Genomic DNA, 17,646 nt, shown 5'->3' on the forward strand with positions numbered 1-17,646 from the left:
TTGTATTATCTGTCTTAATTAACGCATAGAATTATGGATAGCATTTGGATAATAATAGCAGTAATCGCCATTTTCTTGAGTATAAATTTCCTGTATTTTGCAATCATGAAAAGTTTTGTAAAAGAGTCTTTAGGGAAAAAGTGGTTACGTACTTGGGGTAACAAAATGTATTTCTGGCAAAGTTCGATTTATGTAAGTACAGGAGTCACGGTAATGGTTGTGTATTTTTTAAAATTGTCGAATGTGATGTCCTTCTAATCTGCATATTCTATCAATTTTAAAACTTATTTTATGCCTAGCTAAGTGTGTTACTTGAGTCTTATCTAAAGGATTCTTAGTCATTTTAAAACATTTGCATTTCAAGTATCTATAATAAAACACACACACAATAAATACCGATCTTAATACCAACAAAACGCTTAACCTAGATTCTATTACTCAAACTCAATAGGATATGACTAAGGGTTATGCAAATGGCGCTTTTATATTCATTCGGTTTCTTAAAAAATAGATTCTAAGGCTACTAGATGTATTGAAAAATCTTATAATTTGGCTTACCTATTAAAGTAACTTAATATGGTAAATCAAAGGAATCTAAAACCAAATCAGGGAAAGCTTATAAATTAAACAGAACTTAAATTATTAAAAAAATGAATTTATTAACTGTAAAGTTCATAAGCAACATGTAATGAATAGGAGCTAGTTTACTGTGAAGTTATTAGGATTTTGTTCTAAATAATAGATAGTTATGTAATATTTTATTTCCGAAAACAGCTGTACTTAAGCATATAATTATTTATACGTAAAACACTTAAAATCAAATAGTATCACGCCAATTACTAGACCGTTAATAGAAGTCTACTAATTAAGCAATTTAAGTAGATATAGTATATTCAGTTAAATTGATAAGTGATTAATTATTCTAAAGTATTGAAACTACAAATCAGTAAAAACATTAGGAGTAACAGCTATCGGTTTAGACTTCTATTACAACTTTACTAAAGAATTCTAAAAAAATACTACATTGCAAGGATTCTCTTTCGTAGAGCCCTAATTAAAGACCTTATGGAATATTTTCTTTCTATTATTATAATCATATTATTACTCCTTCAAAGATCTAAAACCAATAAAAACAGTTCGCGTTTACAAGGAGATATAGATGCGTTAAATTATAAACTAAATAGTTTATACGACCTTTTAAAAACGGATCAGCAACCAAAACCTACGGAACAGGACGTTGAGGAAAAAATTGTAAATGAACCTCTAAATTCAGATGTAGACCTTCCCAAAGAGGAGCCAATTCTGACTACTGAGGTTGAAGAAACCGCGTATACACCTACATATCCTCAGGTTTTGAAATTGTCGGTTAAAGACATTACAGCCATTAGAGATATATTCAATGCTGCTGAAGCGTCTGAAAATTTTGAAAGACTGACTTCACTGAGCACTAAACTAATAAATGTTTTAGGATTAGAAGATGTTAAAGCAACCTCGGATAAAGCTTTTATACAAACCATAATAACCGATTACGATTACTACTTAGAAAACCAATTAGATGCCACGGCACCTGCTGAAGCCGACACGGAAGACGATAGTATAAATCCTATTTTTGAGGATGCCGAAATAAGTATGACAGCCGCGCCTTTACCTGAAGAAAAAACTGAACCTACACTTTCGCTTTGGGCGAAATTTAAACAAAAGAATCCCGATTTAGAGAAATTTATAGGAGAAAATCTAATCAATAAGATTGGAATTTTAATCTTGGTTTTAGGGATTAGTTATTTCGTGAAATTTGCAATAGACAAAAACTGGATTAACGAACCTGCACGTGTGGGTATTGGTATCTTGGCAGGAAGTTTAGTGCTTTTTATCGCTCATAAATTACGACAAAAATACGCGCCATTTAGTTCGGTTTTAGTCGCAGGAGCCATTGCAATTTTTTACTTTACCATCGCTATTGCGTTTCACGAATATCAACTCTTCGGACAAGAAGTCACCTTTTCTATCATGGTGGTCATTACCGCGTTTAGTTGCTTAATTTCCTTATAGTACAACCGGATGGAACTTGCCATACTATCACTTATAGGCGGATTTCTAGTGCCGTTTATGGTCAGTACAGGTAGTGGGAACTATTTAGTACTATTTACATACATTGCCATTTTAGATATTGGAATTTTAGCTTTAGCATATTTTAAAAAATGGCAATTATTACATATTCTAGCTTTTGTATTTACCGTGGTATTATTTGGTGCATGGGTCTATAAGGATCTGAATAGCGATACGCCACATTATATTGGCGCTCTAGTCTTTGGGTTTATATTCTACATTATTTTTATCGTAACGACTATTATAAATAATCTACGCACCAAAGGCAGTTTCACGACAATGCAGTTGGCCATGCTTACCATTAATAACTTTGTGTTTTATGGTATTGGCATGTTGGTGTTATCCGAATTTAAACCGCAATACACAGGTGTTTTTACAGCCTTTTTAGCGATTCTAAATATGGGGTATTCCGTATTGTTATATAAGAAGTTTGGTTTAGATAAAAAGGGAATCTATGTCTTAATAGGATTGAGTTTAACCTTTATAACATTGGCCATTCCTGTTCAGTTTTCAGGACATAGCATTACTATTTTCTGGGCTGTGGAAGCGGTCTTGCTGATTTGGTTATCACAGAAATCACAAATTAAAAGTTACCGTTTTGCTTCGGCTATTGTACAACTTTTAATGCTAGGTAGTTTGTTAATGGATTGGGGAACCTATTTTACAAATTCCGATTTAGCAGTAGTTCTTAATCCTATATTCATGGCAGGTATTTTAGTAGTCGCATCGTTTGTAGGCGTGAACGTGTTATTAAGAAAAGAGACAGAAACATTAACCAAATTCGGATTAAAATTTAATCCCATAGCTTACCGTAAACTCACTAGTATTCTAGCGATAATAACGGGGTATTTTGTAGGGTTTGCCGAAGTATTATATCAGTCATTACAGTATTACGAATTTAACGATACCTTGGCTATTACATTAGTTTACCATGTAGTCTTTACAGCTGTTTTTTGTTTTATTTTATTTAGAAAGCGAACGGTTAAACAGGATAAAATCATCAACCTTTTAGCGGTTTTAAATATTCTAGGTTTTGCATTTATTTTTATGCAAATTCCTATTTCAGAAATTGAAGAGAACATTGTTTATGGTTCTCAAAATAACATCGCTTATTATCTGCATATGGTAGCGCTCATTTTTATTTTATATTTCTGGTATTTAATATATAAGAGCAACACACCTCAAAAGGTATTTGCCATCTTTAATCATAAATTAGCGTTGTGGTTTGCTGTTTTTGTTTTGGTGGTTATTGCCAGTACCGAAGTGATTTTACAAAGCCTTCATCTTATGGATTTCTCATCGACTGCTTTAGAGACGAGCTACGAAACGGTGTCTTCTGCTCAATATAAAATCATAAAAACAGGACTGCCAATATTATGGGGCGTTTTAGCATTCGGATTATTACTTTGGGGAATAAAGAAGCAAATGAAACAGCTACGTATTATCGCGTTGTCGCTTTTAGGATTAACCATTGTAAAACTATTTGCATACGATATTAGTAATGTTTCTGAAACCGGAAAAATTATCGCATTTATATTGCTTGGGGTGCTAATTTTAGTGATCTCATTTATTTACCAAAAAATTAAAGTTCTAGTTATTGATGAAGACAAAACACCTACGAATGAAAACATGGATTAAAGTATTAGTCATGCTATGCACTGTTGTGGCTTTTGGTCAGAGTCATACCGTAGCAGGAAAATTAGAGCCTGTAAATACAGATGGTTTGTATTTGATTCCGATACCACAAACGGTTCGTCCTTATGCGTCAGCAGATATGCGAGATTTCAGAATTTGGGATGTAAAAGGAAATCAAGTGCCTTATTTTGTACAACCTACAACGTCGTATACCAATACCACAGTTTCTAATTTTAGTGCCTTCACGATACTTTCAAGCACACGCATAGCGGATAGTAGCGCGACTTATGTATTCGAAAATCCTGATAAAACCATTAATCAAGCCGTGCTTTCTATTGCTAACTATCAAGGACGTAAAAACTATCGATTAGAAGGAAGTCATGATGAAAACCAATGGTTTGGAATTGTAAATAGGGGAGAACTCCAAGATTTAAATCATCCTGAAGATACTAGTGTGTATAAGATCATAGATTTTCCAATCTGTAATTATCCCTATCTTAAAATTGTTTTCGACGACCGTAATTCTTTACCACTAAACCTTTTAGAAATTGGTAAAGCGACTGCAGAAACGATCAATTTAGTACCTGTTGCTATGGAAGAGCTTCAAACAGCGGACATCACTTTTTCGGAAAAAGACAAAACCACACAGATCCATATTAGTTTTGAAAGACCACAAACCATCAATCAATTAAGATTGGATATTGCGGCACCTGAATTGTATAGCAGAAGAGCCACTTTATATACCGTTTACGAACGTGAAGTGAATCGTAACATGGAAACATACCGTAAAACGATTACGAGTTTCGATATCCGGTCTGATAATGCTTTGGTTTTCGATGTTACTAATATCGTGACGCAAGACCTCTATTTAGATATCGAAAATAAGGACAATCCTAAACTTCAGATTCCCTCAATTCATATCATGCAGAAACCGGTATATGTGGTGGCTAATTTAAAAGCACAGCAGGCATATACCATAACAGCAGGAGATGAAGCGCTAAGTACTCCAGATTACGATATTTCGGAAGTCACAAACACCATAAAACGTGGGTTACCTATCGCAAATATTTCTACTGTCACTTATATTGAGTCTAAAAAACCATTGGAAGAATCACGTTCTTTTTGGCAACACCCCTGGTTTATGTGGTGTTGTATTGGTCTGGCGGCGCTAATAATTTTCTATTATGCGTTCACTCTAATTAAGGACATGAATGCGAATACCAAGTAAATCTTGGTTTCAATTTTACACTTAAAATCATTTTGGAAGGAGGAACATTAGGTCGGTTTTAGGATTGCTTAGTTTTAATTAATTTTATTTTTTTCATGTCAAATACACATTCAAAATATATAATCATTGGTGCTGGTTTATCGGGTTTAACAACGGCGAATCAATTACAAGCACGTGGCGAACACGATTTCAAAGTTCTAGAAAGTAGAGCTCAAATTGGAGGGAGAATACTAACCCAAGGTGGTGTAGATCTTGGAGCGACTTGGTTTCAGAATCATCACAGGTATATGGCAACGGTATTAGATCAACTAAAGCTTAAATCGTTTCCTCAATTTAGCGCTGGAAAAAGTATTTTAGTTTACAATTCCATGGCACCCGCGCATTATTTTGAAAGTGATCCCAACAGTCCCGCAGCACAACGTATTGAAAATGGTTCTGAAACTTTGATCAAGGCTTTGGCCATAGGTTTTCAAGATAAAATTGAATTAAATACAAAAGTGATCCGTATTACGGAAGACGCAGACAAACTTCTAATACAAACCAATACCGATAGTTATACGTGCGAAAAACTAATCGTAACAGTGCCTCCAAAAATTGTTAAAAACATACAGTTTGTTCCTGAATTACCTGAAGAACTTACCCCGGTTTTAAGTAAAACACATACTTGGATGAGTAACGCCATTAAAGTGGGTATTACCTTTGAAACTCCGTTTTGGAGAGCTAACGGATTATCGGGAACAGTAATTAGTCAGATTAGTGAGGTTACCGAATTGTACGATCATAGTAACGCTTCAGAAACAGAATTTAGCCTCATGGGGTTTGTGAATGAAGGACTTCGTGAATTGACTGCAGCCGATAGAAAAGAACGCATTCTAACGTATTTAGAGAACTATTTAGGTTCGGATATCAGAACCTATATCCATTACGAAGAGAAAGATTGGTCTATAGATCCCAACACCTCTTGCGAAGAATTAAACTCTGTATATATGAGTCCGTCTTACGGAAATAAAGCATTTCAAGCGCTGTATATGAATGGAAAACTGGTATTCTCTGGCACAGAAACATCTACTGTTAGTGGCGGGTATATGGACGGTGCCATTTATAGCGGACTGCAAGCTGTCGCATTAATTAATAAAGATTAAAGCACTATTTAAAAAAGGGTACTTTATTGATACCGAATAATTTTGCAGGTATTTACAACGAAACAACATTTGGATGCTACCGATTTATACAATTTAATAGAATTTTAAGACAAATCTCTTTATTAGAATTGGATATGGTCTTATCTTTAAATTTGGATATTATAAAAACGAAAACAATGAAAACATTATATGAAGCAACTTCTGTTGCAACAGGAGGTAGAAAAGGACATGTCGTATCAGAAGGTAGTCCGATAGATTTTAATTTATCAGTGCCAGAATCTATGGGCGGTGATGGTGGCGCAGGAGCGAATCCAGAGCAATTGTTTGGTGCTGCTTATGCTGCGTGTTTTGGAGGTGCACTTCAAGCTGTAGCAAAAAGCGAAGGTATCGAAATCGATGAAGACGCTTTAAGTGTAACAGCAATTATCGGATTCTGTAAAGGTAAAAGCGGATTCTTACTTGAAGCAACTTTAGATTCTTACATTCCTGGAGTTGACTTAAAAACCGGAGAAGACTTAATCGAAAAAGCACACGAAATGTGTCCGTTTAGTAAAGCGACACGCGATAATATTACAGTGACTTTAAACTTATTATTAGACGAATAAACGTCTGTTTTGTTTAAAAACAGATCAAAGCTCACCATTCGGTGGGCTTTTTTTTTGTTCTTGATGTAGATCTTGTTCTCGACTCCGCTCGAACTCCCAGGAAAACGAAATATGATTCAAACGGTCTTCGAGCATTAGTGAGAAAGAATAGTAAGAACCTCACAAAACTAACAAACGACGTTTGTCGAGAAGCTTCTACTATATTATGTTTTCATGCCATGCTTTTTTTATCTTTGCAAAAGTCACACATATTCTGCCATGCAAATTTCTTTAAAGAACCAACTATTATACCGTTTTTCCTTCCTATGTTTTGCTTTGTGCGCAACACATTTACAGGCGCAAGAATTGTTTTTCGAGAACATAGAGTCTAATCATTTTCATAATCTATACAAGCTAAACGCTAATTTATACCGTTCGGAACAACCCTCTAAGAAAGGGATGAAAGACCTACAAGAGATGGGCATTAAATCGGTTGTAAATCTAAGACGAAAACATACGGATGAAAACAAACTTAAAGACCTTGATTTAGATTTATATAATTTACCGTTAAAGGCTGGCGCATTAGATGTTGATGATATTTTTAACGCCCTACAAACCATACAGCAAGCAGAAAAACCTGTACTTATCCATTGTTGGCATGGTTCTGATCGCACAGGAGCCATAGTTGCGGCATCTCGAATGGTATTCGAAAACTGGAGTAAAGAGGAAGCTATTGCCGAATTTACCGATAAACGTTTTGGTTACCATAAAAAAATGTATCCTAATTTAATTCCTTTGTTAGAATCTTTAGATGTTGACTTACTTAAAAAGAAGTTAGCACAGTAAATCTTATTTTAAACCTAATTGAATATACTCATTATTGTTGTCTTGAGATTAGGTAGGTATAATTAATACTTAAAGCCATAGAATGGAAGGCCCATGCCAAGAAAAGATTTTAACTACCAAGCCTCAACAATTAAAGCAGGACTGTTTATACTATACAAATCCTGATTAAAATTTCCGTAGTAGTTACACGTTTTAAAACCAGCATCTTTCAATAATTGTACTAAATCGTTTTTTAATAGTGGTACTAATTCAATACTATTTTCAATGATTTCCTGAGTAGATTTGACAGTTAATATAGTTTTAAAATCAATTTTATGTTCCGATTTACGATAAAAATAATTGCGTTCAAATATAATGTCATCGTTTTCTATAAGCGGTAATTCTTGGATTGTGTTGGCTAAAATCCTGTCGTAATTAACTATTTGTAATAGTAATTTCCCGTTAAACTGAAGTACATCTTTGGATTGTTTTAAAAATTCAGCAATTTCTTCTAATGAATTCAAATGCACTAACGTATTCCCAAAACATATAACACCGCCTATAGAGTTAGAATCTATAAACTTATTTATTTTAAGCATACTCAACTGTTCAAATTGAATGGATTTAGAATTAGGATCCTTTTGTTGTAAAGCTTTCTGAATCATTCCAGAATCCATATCAATGCCAAGTACATGTTTATAATAATTAGACAACTCCAAAGAAAGCGTTCCAATACCACAGCCAATATCAATAATTTTAGAATCCTGATCTGTTAGTTTTGACTTCACAAAACGAATCTGATTGATATTAATTTTAAATATATGGTGATAATAGTCCGCAATTTTCTGGTAAAAACTCATGCTAATTATTTTATAGATTAAAGATACGCGTTACAAACTATTAGGAAACAGTATTATTGAACTTTTCAGTATTTAAACAAATAATTTTATAGTAGGCTGGTCTGTTTTTTCATGAAATTAGCCATGTTAATATCATATATAAGGAAATATAGATTTTTTAATTTGCTTAAGTTGAAGAATCCGATTTTCAAAATGTTTCATATTACGTCATGTTGAAGTCTAAAATCTTCTCTGTGTATTTGATACAATCTAATTAGTGAGATTGGTACATGTTTTTTATGAGACGAAGTAAGAGAAAGGGGTATAATGGGTGAAGAAAGAATAGTAATTACTTTTTAATTAAATATTTGAGATAATCACAGTACAAAATACTTGCAACATTTTGTGAATCTGATATTCCCTTAATTCTATTTATGGAATTATATAAGCGTATTTTTAATCTGTAAATATCAAAAAGCTCACCAATATGATAGCATCGTATTCGAGTGCTATATACAACAGTAAAGTTGTCAATCTACAATACTATTAATAGTGCTATTCCTCTAAAGTATACCACTCTATATCCGTAAGAATCGCTCTGCGTCCTTTTTTATTTGGCGGATAATTTGTAACCAGATAATCGATGATTATATCTTCATTTGGGCCTAAATCCCACAAGTTTTGAGTTGCTTGCATCCATTCAATAGTAGATTTCCAACGCACTTTATTCATTCTATTTTGAATGACCAATTTAGAAGAATGGCAATTGGTACAATTCTGAATGGTTTCCATCATACCAGCAGCTTCAATAAAACCCGTGCGGACATGAATTCCATTTTCTATTTTATCTGGATCTTCTTCAACAACTACAGCCACTGTCTCTGTTTGTGGTGCATCATACTTAAAAGCAGACAAACTAGGATCTGCAATAAAATAGACCAATACAAGAGCTCCAATAACACTAATGGTACACAGCAATGTGCATGCCCATATAACGCTACGATATAATGCTTTAAGTTTAATATTTTCGTTGGTATACTTTTCCATCTATGCTATTTTTACAGCTATTCTATGACAAGAATTATTTAAATATCCCTTTGGATTCCAACCTGGGAGTAACATGGGTTGACTAACACCATTGGAATCTGTAGCTCTTGCCCATACCTCATAATAGCCTTCCTGCGGAAAAGATATTTCTGCTGAAAAGTGTTGCCATGCTAAGCGATTTACTGGTTTTTCAATAGTACAGGTACTCCAAGTGGCACCAAAATCTATAGAATACTCCATTTTAGAAACCTCCAATTCACCTGCCCATGCATGACCTCTAATATGTAAGGCTTTCCCTTTAGAAAGAATAGCCCCTGTTTTAGGATAGGTAATTAAAGATTTCACGGGCATAGATTCGATAATACACATATCTTCATCGGCTACTTTTTCGCCGGGAGCCACAGGTTTACAAGGCACTCTATATGCTGTCCCCGTCATTTTAGCACCGTCATGCACTATATTTCTAATACTTAATCGTTGCAACCATTTTCCTGAAACCGAAGCTGGCCAACCACCGGCTATAATTCGCAACGGATAACCATGTACCATAGGAATAGCTTCTCCATTCATTTTAAAAGCTAAAATAGTTTCATCTTGCATGGCTTTAGACAGTGGTGCACCTCTAGAAATGGACTCTTTTTTAGGATCTCTACTTAAATGTAAATCTGCCCCATGGTAACCAAAGTATACTGCATCGTCTTTTATACCTACATCTTCCAGTACATCTCGCAGTCTAATACCTGTCCAATTCGCACAATATACGGCACCAATAGTCCATTGATTTCCTTTGGCTGGCGGGTCAAATTCACTTCTACCATTACCACCACATTCTAAGGTTAATTGATAGGTGTACTGCTTAAATTTAGATTTTAATTCGGAAAGGGAATAGGTTTTTTCTTTTTTAACCGACTCACCATCAATGGTCAGTGTCCAATTCTCAAGATCTATATGCTCAGGCATGAGTCCATTATTTCTGACAAAAATTGATGAATTAGGGGTTACTTTATCATCTAAAAGGTGAGCTTGAGCCTCTATATTCCATGGCTTATCATTTAAAACCACCATCTCCTTATTTTTATTAAATAATTTAAATGGATCTGATTCCTCTAAGGCGAGTGGGGTATAACCTTCAGGCATTAATGTATTATAAACAACATCTACACCTAATAAAATAGCGAGACTACCTAAACTAGATTTCGCAACAAAACTTCTTCTCTTCAAATCATAAATATTTGATCTAAAATTAATTTTTTTCTGATAATAATACGGTTGTTACGTCTTAAAATGTTACAATTTCTTTAATAAAACCTAAGTTGTATTACGATTTATTAGATAATTAACACGTTGTTTTAGACTTTATGTTTTGTTTCTAGAGACTTATCAGCCATAAAAAGAAGCATTTAAAGATGACCTCAGAAATTTTATTTAAAACAAATCACTAATAATATAAAATACTTAGTGGTTAATATGTTTTTAGCATATACCAAATAGCATGAAATACGCAATTCCGATAATTATTATAATTTGTTCTATACTGTCCTGAACTAGAATACTTCCTTTTGGAAAACAGAATGTATAGAATGCATGCTTATTAAATGATTGATTATAGTAGAGTAGTAAACTTATTATAAAATATAATTTTATATTAAAATGCTAAAGAGTTCAAAAACGTTGTTTTAGTTTTGTATTTCATTTACGATACAAAAATTAAAAAACTTGTTAGAAAAACATCCGCAATACCCCCAAAACCAATTAATAGATTCAGAGTATTTTATTTACTGCTTAGAAGGCGTTAACGACATAGATAATGACCACGTTACCGAAGCACAAAAAAGCCTAGAACACTTGGCGTTGACCTACGAAATAGCGAGTATACATAAAACATGCGACACTATTGAAGGATTAGAAGACAGTTTAAATGCACTGGTTTTAGACGATCATAATTTTAAAGATTATGAAATAATTTATCTCGTAATGCCTGGCGAAGCGAATACCATTTGTTTAAATGACTACCATTATAATTTACAGGAAATTGCAGAAGTTTTTGAAGGACGCTTAAGCGGAAAGATTGTACATTTTTCTAATGCAAAGATTCTAGATTTAGACGACGAAGAATCACAATATTTTTTAGATATCACGGGTGCAAAAGCGGTTTCTGGCTATGGTAATACTTATAATGGTGTGCCTAGTTCTAACCTTGATAAAGCATTCTTTAACTTGTTTAAAGAAGACGATAATATGTTTGACGTTGTAGAAGAATTACACCAAAAACATTATGCGGTCTGTAAATTACTTGATTTTAGATTGTATTATTAGGCAGGTAAATTACTGCTTTTTGGTGTTTATTATTTCCTCGTTAAAGCATAATACATGCTTCTCGACTCCGCTCGAAGACCGTTTAAATCATAATTTATTTTCTATGGTGTTCGAGTATTAGTGAGAAAGAATAGTAGGATGCTTTCGAAACTACCAAATGAAATTTGTCGAGAACAGGGATTACGTTACTATTAATTTATTAGTTTTAATAGGATGTATCTCTAGGTTTTATATTTACTTCTTTTAATAGTATTGATGTCAATCGAAATATATAACGCTACTGTTTCTCACTTAAATATTTCCAATAGCGCTTCGGCACATGTTGGATATGGAGTCTCATGTTTTTCCGAGATGCAATGTTAGTGCTTTTAAAATAGTCGTTCCACAATTGCTGAAATTCTAATTCGATTTCAGCAAATAGATCTGATGATGTTTTAGACGGATCGAAATCCGCATCAAATTCTAAGGTAATCACATCTACTTTTTCTAAATCATAATAGATGCCATACTTCCGTTTTAAATCGTAAATCAGCCATTTTTGATCGGCATAACGTCTTTTAAAATGATTTTTTATAAGCGGTAACACATTAAAATCAGGTTCTATATTGGCGAAATAAACCCCATCTTTTGTCAGTTTAAACCGCACAAACGCTTCCATTCTGTGTTTTTCTCGTCCGACGTTTTTCGTGAGTTTAGAGATTTCTAAAATATGCACATTGGTAAAATCTGAAGCCACGTTGGTTTTAGAGGCAAACACGTATACCATGGCTTGGAATAAGGTAGCTTCCACCGTGGTTTTCTCACTCAGAAACGCATAATAAAAACGGCGTAACTCATTAGCAGACATTTTTTGTTTTAAGCCCGTCCACACGCGGTTTGCTTTCTCAGCATCTGTATGCACCGTTTCGGAACTCCCAAATAAAGGGTGCTGAAATCGCGCAGCAGTCACTATAGTCACTGCTTTTAATTTCATCTCGAACGCTGTAAACACTGCCGTTAAGAATCCATCGAAAGAGCTGTCGTAAATTAGAGTGGTTTCCATAACGCTGGACTATCCAAAAAGATTTAACTGGTTACTAAGCATGCTGGTATATTTACTCTTCGTATTTTGTAAGATCAAGCCTTTAATTTTTTCAGCGGTTAAATCACGAGTTTCAAATTTGTTGGAAGCACAAATCAAGAAATATTGCGCACGATTTAAGGACACACCAATCGCTTTTAAATGATCCCAATTGAGTTGTCTGTAACGTCTAGCACTTAATATTTTAAATACCGATTTCATCCCTAAACCCGGAATTCGTGCCAACATGCGCTTATCGGCTTTATTCACATCCACAGGGAATTCGTGTAAATTCCGTAACGCCCAACCCAGTTTCGGATCGATATCTAAATCTAAATGTTGATGCTGTGCGTTTAGAATCTCTTCAATATTAAAGCCATAAAAGCGCAATAACCAATCGGTCTGATATAACCTATTTTCCCGTAACATGGGTACAGGCGTACCAATTTGCGGTAAACGTGTATCGTAACTAATAGGCACATAACCCGAATAGTATACTCGTTTTAAATTGAAGTTTTTATAAAAGTAATTGGAGGTATACATGATTTGCATATCACTTTCGCCACTCGCGCCTACTATCATTTGGGTACTTTGCCCAGCGGGTGCATATTTAGGTGTGCTTTTAATCAGTTTCTTTTCATTTTTGTATTGAATGATTTCATTTTTCACCTTTTCCATAGGTTTAATAAAATCGGCTCTGTTCTTCTCCGGAGCCAACAATTTTAAACCTTCTTTTGTAGGGATTTCGATATTAACACTCAATCGGTCGGCATATAAACCTGCTTCTCGCATAAGTTCGTCACTAGCGCCCGGAATAGATTTTAAATGAATATAGCCATTAAAGTTTTCTTCTAACCGCAATTTTTTAGCCACGGAGACTAAACGTTCCATAGTGTAATCAGCGCTTTTAAAAATCCCTGAACTTAGAAACAGGCCTTCAATATAATTTCGTCTGTAAAAGTTTATGGTTAAATCGACCACTTCTTGCACTTGAAATGCTGCCCGTTTAATATCGTTGCTTTTACGTGTTACACAATAGGCACAGTCGAATATACAATGGTTGGTAAGGAGTATTTTTAATAAGGATACGCAACGGCCATCTTCGGTATAGGTATGGCAAATCCCTGAAGCCGAAGCATCGCCTAATCCCTTGTTTGTATTGGTTCTATTGCTGCCACTAGATGAGCAAGACACGTCGTATTTGGCGGCATCTGCAAGGATATTTAGCTTTTCTTGTACACGTTCAAAAGACATACTTAAGTGTTTAATTTTAAGGCGCAAAGCTACAACTTAATCTTATAAAACAGGCGTTGTGTATTAAAAAAATAACATTATACTAACAATAAGTATCTCATAATATGATATACTATTATGTAATTGTTTATATTTGTGACTGAAAATCAACCCATTGATTATGAATCGCATTAAGGAGGTATTAGAAGATAAAGGCATTAAGCAAACGTGGTTGGCCGAAAAGCTGAATAAGAGTTATAATATGGTGAATGCTTATGCACAAAACAGGAGGCAACCCAGTCTAGAATTATTGTACGAAATCGCTAATATCTTGCAGGTTGAAGCCAGAGATTTATTAGATGTGAACAAAGCGGTGTTTCCCAACACCGTTGAAAGTGATACTGTAAACATCCCCTTAATCGGAGCGGTAGCCTGCGGATTACCAGTATTTGCTGAAGAACATATTGAAGCGCAAATCCCGATTGCGACACAATTGGTAAAAACTCCTTCAGATTATTTTTTGTTAAGAGCAGCAGGAGATTCCATGAACACGAAAGGCATCGATAGTGGCGATTTATTATTGATTAAACGCCAACAGACTGCAGAAACTGGAGATTTGGTTCTCGCTCTAATAGACGACAATGCCACGGTTAAGGAATTTAGACATAACGGAAGCACCGTTGTGTTAAAGCCACATTCTACGAACCCAAAACATCAGCCTATTATATTAACTACCGATTTTAAAGTCCAGGGTGTTGTGGCGCATGTGATTAAGATGTAATTTGTGGTAAATGGGTCTTATTCTAAGGTGTTCGAGCAGCCTGTGCTGAGCGAAGACGAAGTAGAGTCGAGAACTGAAAAATGTTGTTATGATACTTTAGTGCTTTAATGAAATAGATACTTACTCTTTAGTGTTTCTTAGTTTTTAAAAATAATACATGCTTCTCGAAAAACTTCGTTCACTAGCTTCGTAAGCATCTTACTATGCTTTCTCACTAATGCTCGAAGACCGTTCAAATCATATCTTAGGTCTTCAATGGTGTTCGAGCAGCCTGTGCTGAGCGAAGACGAAGTAGAGTCGAGAACTGAAAAATGTTGTTATGATACTTTATTGTTTTTAATGAAATAGATACATACACTTTAGCGTCTCTTAGTTTTTAAAACAATACATGCTTCTCTGCAAACTCCGTTCGCTAGTTTCGAAAGAAGCTTACTATTCTATCTCACTAATGTTCGAAGACCAGCTATATCATATCTTAAGTTTTTCAGGGTGTTCGAGCGGAGTCGAGAACTAAAATGTGTTTTATTATACTCCTTTTTATTAATGAGATAATAGTTTATATCCATTACTTTTTGATTTTAAACTACTGTTGATGCTTCTCGACGTAGCTCGAAGTCTCTCCTAATAACAACTTCTTTCATGGTGTTCGAGCAGCCTGTACTGAGCGAAGTCGAAGTAGAGTCGAGAACAATAATTATGTTATAATACTTTATTTCTTTAAAGATAATAAATGTCTATACTTTAATGTTTTTAGTTCTTTAATATAATACATGCTTCTCGAAAAACTTCGTTCGCTAGCTTCGTCATAAGCTTACTATGCTTTCTCACTAATGCTCGAAGACCGATTAAATCAAACTTTAAGTTTTATAGGATGTTCGAGCAACCTAGAGAACCAAAAACACCGCAATAACCATCATATAATTTTAATAGCCATAATTTTCCATAAAACGAACTAGGAGGGAAGTTATATATATGTAGCCTAGAAAAAATATTCCGAAATTTAGTCTTGATATTAGATTCTTACCGGTTGCGAACACTGGTTCCTAGCTTAAAGTGTTGTTTAAAATTAAACTATATTTTTAAGTATTTATAGTATATATTGCTATTCTCATAAAAAATTAGAGGTATTGTGAACGACATCTTTACATGGATGTGCTTCATTTTTTTTATGCCTATGGAGTAAACGTAATGACTAGCACTCAAATTTTAATAAATAATAGAGACCAATGTACAGTAAACTGAAAAAGAAATATCCTAAATTTTTAATCTTAATAGGTGTGTTTTTATGTATTTCTTGTCAAAATGATAATGATTTTAATTTTGAAGAAGAGGCCGATATCCCTTGTAATGGTGCTATATGTGATATGCTGATAGCGGAAGAAATCATACTAAATCCCACAGGGTATGCACCTTTGTCGGCTATAATAGCACTAGAGACTAATGAGAGTATCCAAGTCGATATAAGTATCGCAGGGGTTAATGGCACGGATTCTAACGTGGTTCATCAGTTTTCTGAAACTGGCACAACTTTAGACATTCCCATCCACGGACTCTATCCAGACTATGAAAATACTGTAACACTTAGCTTTTTTAACACTAACGGTTTAAAACTAGGAGAAAAATCATATGTTATTAAAACAGATCCGTTAATTACAGATTTACCCCAAATAAGCATCGATACAGCAGAGCGAAATCTGATGGATAACGGAATGAATTTAGTGAATTATTTTGGGTATGATCAGCGTTTAACCCTGTTTAGGCCCTTTATATTCGATTCTTATGGTGATATTCGATGGTATCTCAATTTTGAAAATCATCCTATTTTAAGCGCCTTGGACTATGACAACGGACCAGAACAATTGGCTAACGGAAACTTATATTTTGCAGACCAGTCCACCAATGCGATCTATGAAATAGATCTTTTTGGAACTATTTTAAATACCTGGGGCATTTCAGGATATAAGTTTCATCATGAAGTCTTCGAAAAGCCGAATGGCAATTTTTTAGTTACCGTAGATAAAAATGGTAAAAACACAATAGAAGATTATATTATTGAGATCGATAGACAGAGTAAAGAGATAGTAGTCGAATGGGATTTAAATGCATCTCTAGACAATACTAGAATGGCTTTAACGAGCAATACACAAGATTGGATTCACGTAAATGCGATTAATTATGATGAAACCGATAATACTATTATCGTTTCTGGTCGTACACAAGGCGTTATCAAGTTAAATAATAACAATGAGGTGGTTTGGATTATGGGATCACACAGCGATTGGAATACCTCAGGAAACGGTATCGCACTTAGTCAATTTTTATTACAACCTTTAGATGCTTTAGGTGTACCTATTACCGATCAGGCCGTTTTAAATGGCGATGAAAATCATCCTGATTTTGAGTGGAATTGGTTTCAACATGCCACAAAAGTACTCCCTAACGGCAATATTATTCTCTTTGATAATGGTGGGGCTGACCGCAATTTTAGCACGACAGATTTATATAGTCGCGCCGTAGAATTTAAGATAGAACATGGTACTATTCAACAAGTCTGGGATTATGGAAAAGAACGCGGATTAGAAATTTATTCACGAATTGTATCAGATGTAGATTATTTAGAAAATCAAGATCATATTTTAATGTCTTCTGGTGCTATTGTCTCTGGGACGCAACCCGTAGGTAAATTAATCGAAATCGATATGTCAGACCATAATGTGATTTTTGAAGCCACAATAACACCACCTACCGCACATAACGATCAAATAACGTTTCATCGAACAGGACGCATTTCACTTTATAATAATTAGAATTTTAAATTATATGATGTGCCGCTCGAAGACCGATTAAATC

At 34.4% G+C, this 17,646-nt stretch carries 13 protein-coding genes and 2 pseudogenes; 10 read left to right on the forward strand and 5 right to left on the reverse strand.

Annotation, left to right across the window (positions count from 1 at the left end):
• Nucleotides 1–33: 33 nt before the first annotated feature.
• The 6 genes and pseudogenes from ACFFVB_RS03615 (at nt 34) to ACFFVB_RS03640 (ending at nt 7,541) form a co-directional block, all read left to right on the forward strand.
• Complete coding sequence (locus ACFFVB_RS03615) at nt 34–258, forward strand: hypothetical protein (protein WP_382381262.1); 225 nt, start codon at nt 34–36, stop codon at nt 256–258.
• An 807-nt stretch (nt 259–1,065) separates the two neighbouring features.
• A pseudogene (locus tag ACFFVB_RS03620) lies at nt 1,066–3,744 on the forward strand (DUF2339 domain-containing protein).
• The gene (locus tag ACFFVB_RS03625) at nt 3,728–4,969 is read left to right on the forward strand and encodes a DUF3999 family protein (protein ID WP_382381264.1); all 1,242 of its coding nucleotides are present in this window, start codon (nt 3,728–3,730) and stop codon (nt 4,967–4,969) included. The pseudogene ACFFVB_RS03620 and the gene ACFFVB_RS03625 overlap by 17 nt, the downstream one beginning before the upstream one ends.
• 95 nt (nt 4,970–5,064) lie before the next feature.
• The gene (locus ACFFVB_RS03630) at nt 5,065–6,111 is read left to right on the forward strand and encodes a flavin monoamine oxidase family protein (protein ID WP_382381266.1); all 1,047 of its coding nucleotides are present in this window, start codon (nt 5,065–5,067) and stop codon (nt 6,109–6,111) included.
• Between the two features lie 176 nt (nt 6,112–6,287).
• The gene (locus tag ACFFVB_RS03635) at nt 6,288–6,716 is read left to right on the forward strand and encodes an Ohr family peroxiredoxin (protein ID WP_382381268.1); all 429 of its coding nucleotides are present in this window, start codon (nt 6,288–6,290) and stop codon (nt 6,714–6,716) included.
• 258 nt (nt 6,717–6,974) lie between these two features.
• Entirely contained in the window at nt 6,975–7,541 is a 567-nt protein-coding gene (locus ACFFVB_RS03640) for a dual specificity protein phosphatase family protein (RefSeq protein WP_382381270.1), read from the forward strand.
• 113 nt (nt 7,542–7,654) lie between these two features.
• On the opposite strand, the gene ACFFVB_RS03645 is transcribed toward ACFFVB_RS03640, so the two are convergent.
• The 3 genes from ACFFVB_RS03645 to ACFFVB_RS03655 form a co-directional block, all read right to left on the reverse strand.
• A complete protein-coding gene (locus ACFFVB_RS03645) occupies nt 7,655–8,380 on the reverse strand; it encodes a class I SAM-dependent methyltransferase (protein WP_382381272.1) in 726 nt (241 codons plus the stop codon).
• 534 nt (nt 8,381–8,914) lie between these two features.
• Entirely contained in the window at nt 8,915–9,406 is a 492-nt protein-coding gene (locus ACFFVB_RS03650) for a monoheme cytochrome C (RefSeq protein ID WP_382381274.1), read from the reverse strand.
• Nucleotides 9,407–10,627 (reverse strand): sulfite oxidase, encoded by a 1,221-nt coding sequence (locus ACFFVB_RS03655; protein WP_382381276.1) that lies wholly within the window; start codon nt 10,625–10,627, stop codon nt 9,407–9,409.
• Between the two features lie 495 nt (nt 10,628–11,122).
• Between ACFFVB_RS03655 and ACFFVB_RS03660 the strand changes: the two genes are divergently transcribed.
• Nucleotides 11,123–11,722 (forward strand): DUF6642 family protein, encoded by a 600-nt coding sequence (locus ACFFVB_RS03660; protein WP_382381278.1) that lies wholly within the window; start codon nt 11,123–11,125, stop codon nt 11,720–11,722.
• 277 nt (nt 11,723–11,999) lie between these two features.
• Here the strand turns inward: ACFFVB_RS03660 and ACFFVB_RS03665 are convergent, their stop codons facing one another.
• Together ACFFVB_RS03665 and ACFFVB_RS03670 are read right to left on the reverse strand one after the other, a co-directional pair.
• Entirely contained in the window at nt 12,000–12,764 is a 765-nt protein-coding gene (locus ACFFVB_RS03665; RefSeq protein WP_382381280.1) for a TIGR03915 family putative DNA repair protein, read from the reverse strand.
• A 9-nt stretch (nt 12,765–12,773) separates the two neighbouring features.
• On the reverse strand, nt 12,774–14,036 hold the full coding sequence (locus tag ACFFVB_RS03670; RefSeq protein ID WP_382381282.1) for a putative DNA modification/repair radical SAM protein: 1,263 nt from the start codon (nt 14,034–14,036) through the stop codon (nt 12,774–12,776).
• Nucleotides 14,037–14,196: 160 nt separating this feature from the next.
• On the opposite strand from ACFFVB_RS03670, the pseudogene ACFFVB_RS03675 reads away from it, so the two are divergent.
• From ACFFVB_RS03675 to ACFFVB_RS03685, 3 genes and pseudogenes are all read left to right on the forward strand, one after another.
• Nucleotides 14,197–14,376, forward strand: a pseudogene (locus tag ACFFVB_RS03675) (helix-turn-helix transcriptional regulator); the annotation flags it as partial.
• Nucleotides 14,377–14,388: 12 nt separating this feature from the next.
• Nucleotides 14,389–14,796, forward strand: coding sequence for a transcriptional repressor LexA (gene lexA, locus ACFFVB_RS03680; RefSeq protein WP_382382223.1), 408 nt, complete (start codon nt 14,389–14,391; stop codon nt 14,794–14,796).
• Nucleotides 14,797–16,022: 1,226 nt separating this feature from the next.
• On the forward strand, nt 16,023–17,603 hold the full coding sequence (locus ACFFVB_RS03685; RefSeq protein WP_382381284.1) for an aryl-sulfate sulfotransferase: 1,581 nt from the start codon (nt 16,023–16,025) through the stop codon (nt 17,601–17,603).
• Nucleotides 17,604–17,646: the final 43 nt, after the last annotated feature.

It is taken from the genome of Formosa undariae (assembly GCF_042427615.1).
GTDB lineage: Bacteria > Bacteroidota > Bacteroidia > Flavobacteriales > Flavobacteriaceae > Formosa > Formosa undariae.

Bases quoted from the DNA above. Each gene is read 5' to 3' on its own strand.
- ACFFVB_RS03615 (WP_382381262.1), top strand. From the start codon at position 34: ATGGATAGCATTTGGATAATAATAGCAGTAATCGCCATTTTCTTGAGT.
- ACFFVB_RS03625 (WP_382381264.1), top strand. From the start codon at position 3,728: ATGAAAACATGGATTAAAGTATTAGTCATGCTATGCACTGTTGTGGCT.
- ACFFVB_RS03630 (WP_382381266.1), top strand. From the start codon at position 5,065: ATGTCAAATACACATTCAAAATATATAATCATTGGTGCTGGTTTATCG.
- ACFFVB_RS03635 (WP_382381268.1), top strand. From the start codon at position 6,288: ATGAAAACATTATATGAAGCAACTTCTGTTGCAACAGGAGGTAGAAAA.
- ACFFVB_RS03640 (WP_382381270.1), top strand. From the start codon at position 6,975: ATGCAAATTTCTTTAAAGAACCAACTATTATACCGTTTTTCCTTCCTA.
- ACFFVB_RS03645 (WP_382381272.1), bottom strand. From the start codon at position 8,380: ATGAGTTTTTACCAGAAAATTGCGGACTATTATCACCATATATTTAAA.
- ACFFVB_RS03650 (WP_382381274.1), bottom strand. From the start codon at position 9,406: ATGGAAAAGTATACCAACGAAAATATTAAACTTAAAGCATTATATCGT.
- ACFFVB_RS03665 (WP_382381280.1), bottom strand. From the start codon at position 12,764: ATGGAAACCACTCTAATTTACGACAGCTCTTTCGATGGATTCTTAACG.
- ACFFVB_RS03670 (WP_382381282.1), bottom strand. From the start codon at position 14,036: ATGTCTTTTGAACGTGTACAAGAAAAGCTAAATATCCTTGCAGATGCC.
- ACFFVB_RS03685 (WP_382381284.1), top strand. From the start codon at position 16,023: ATGTACAGTAAACTGAAAAAGAAATATCCTAAATTTTTAATCTTAATA.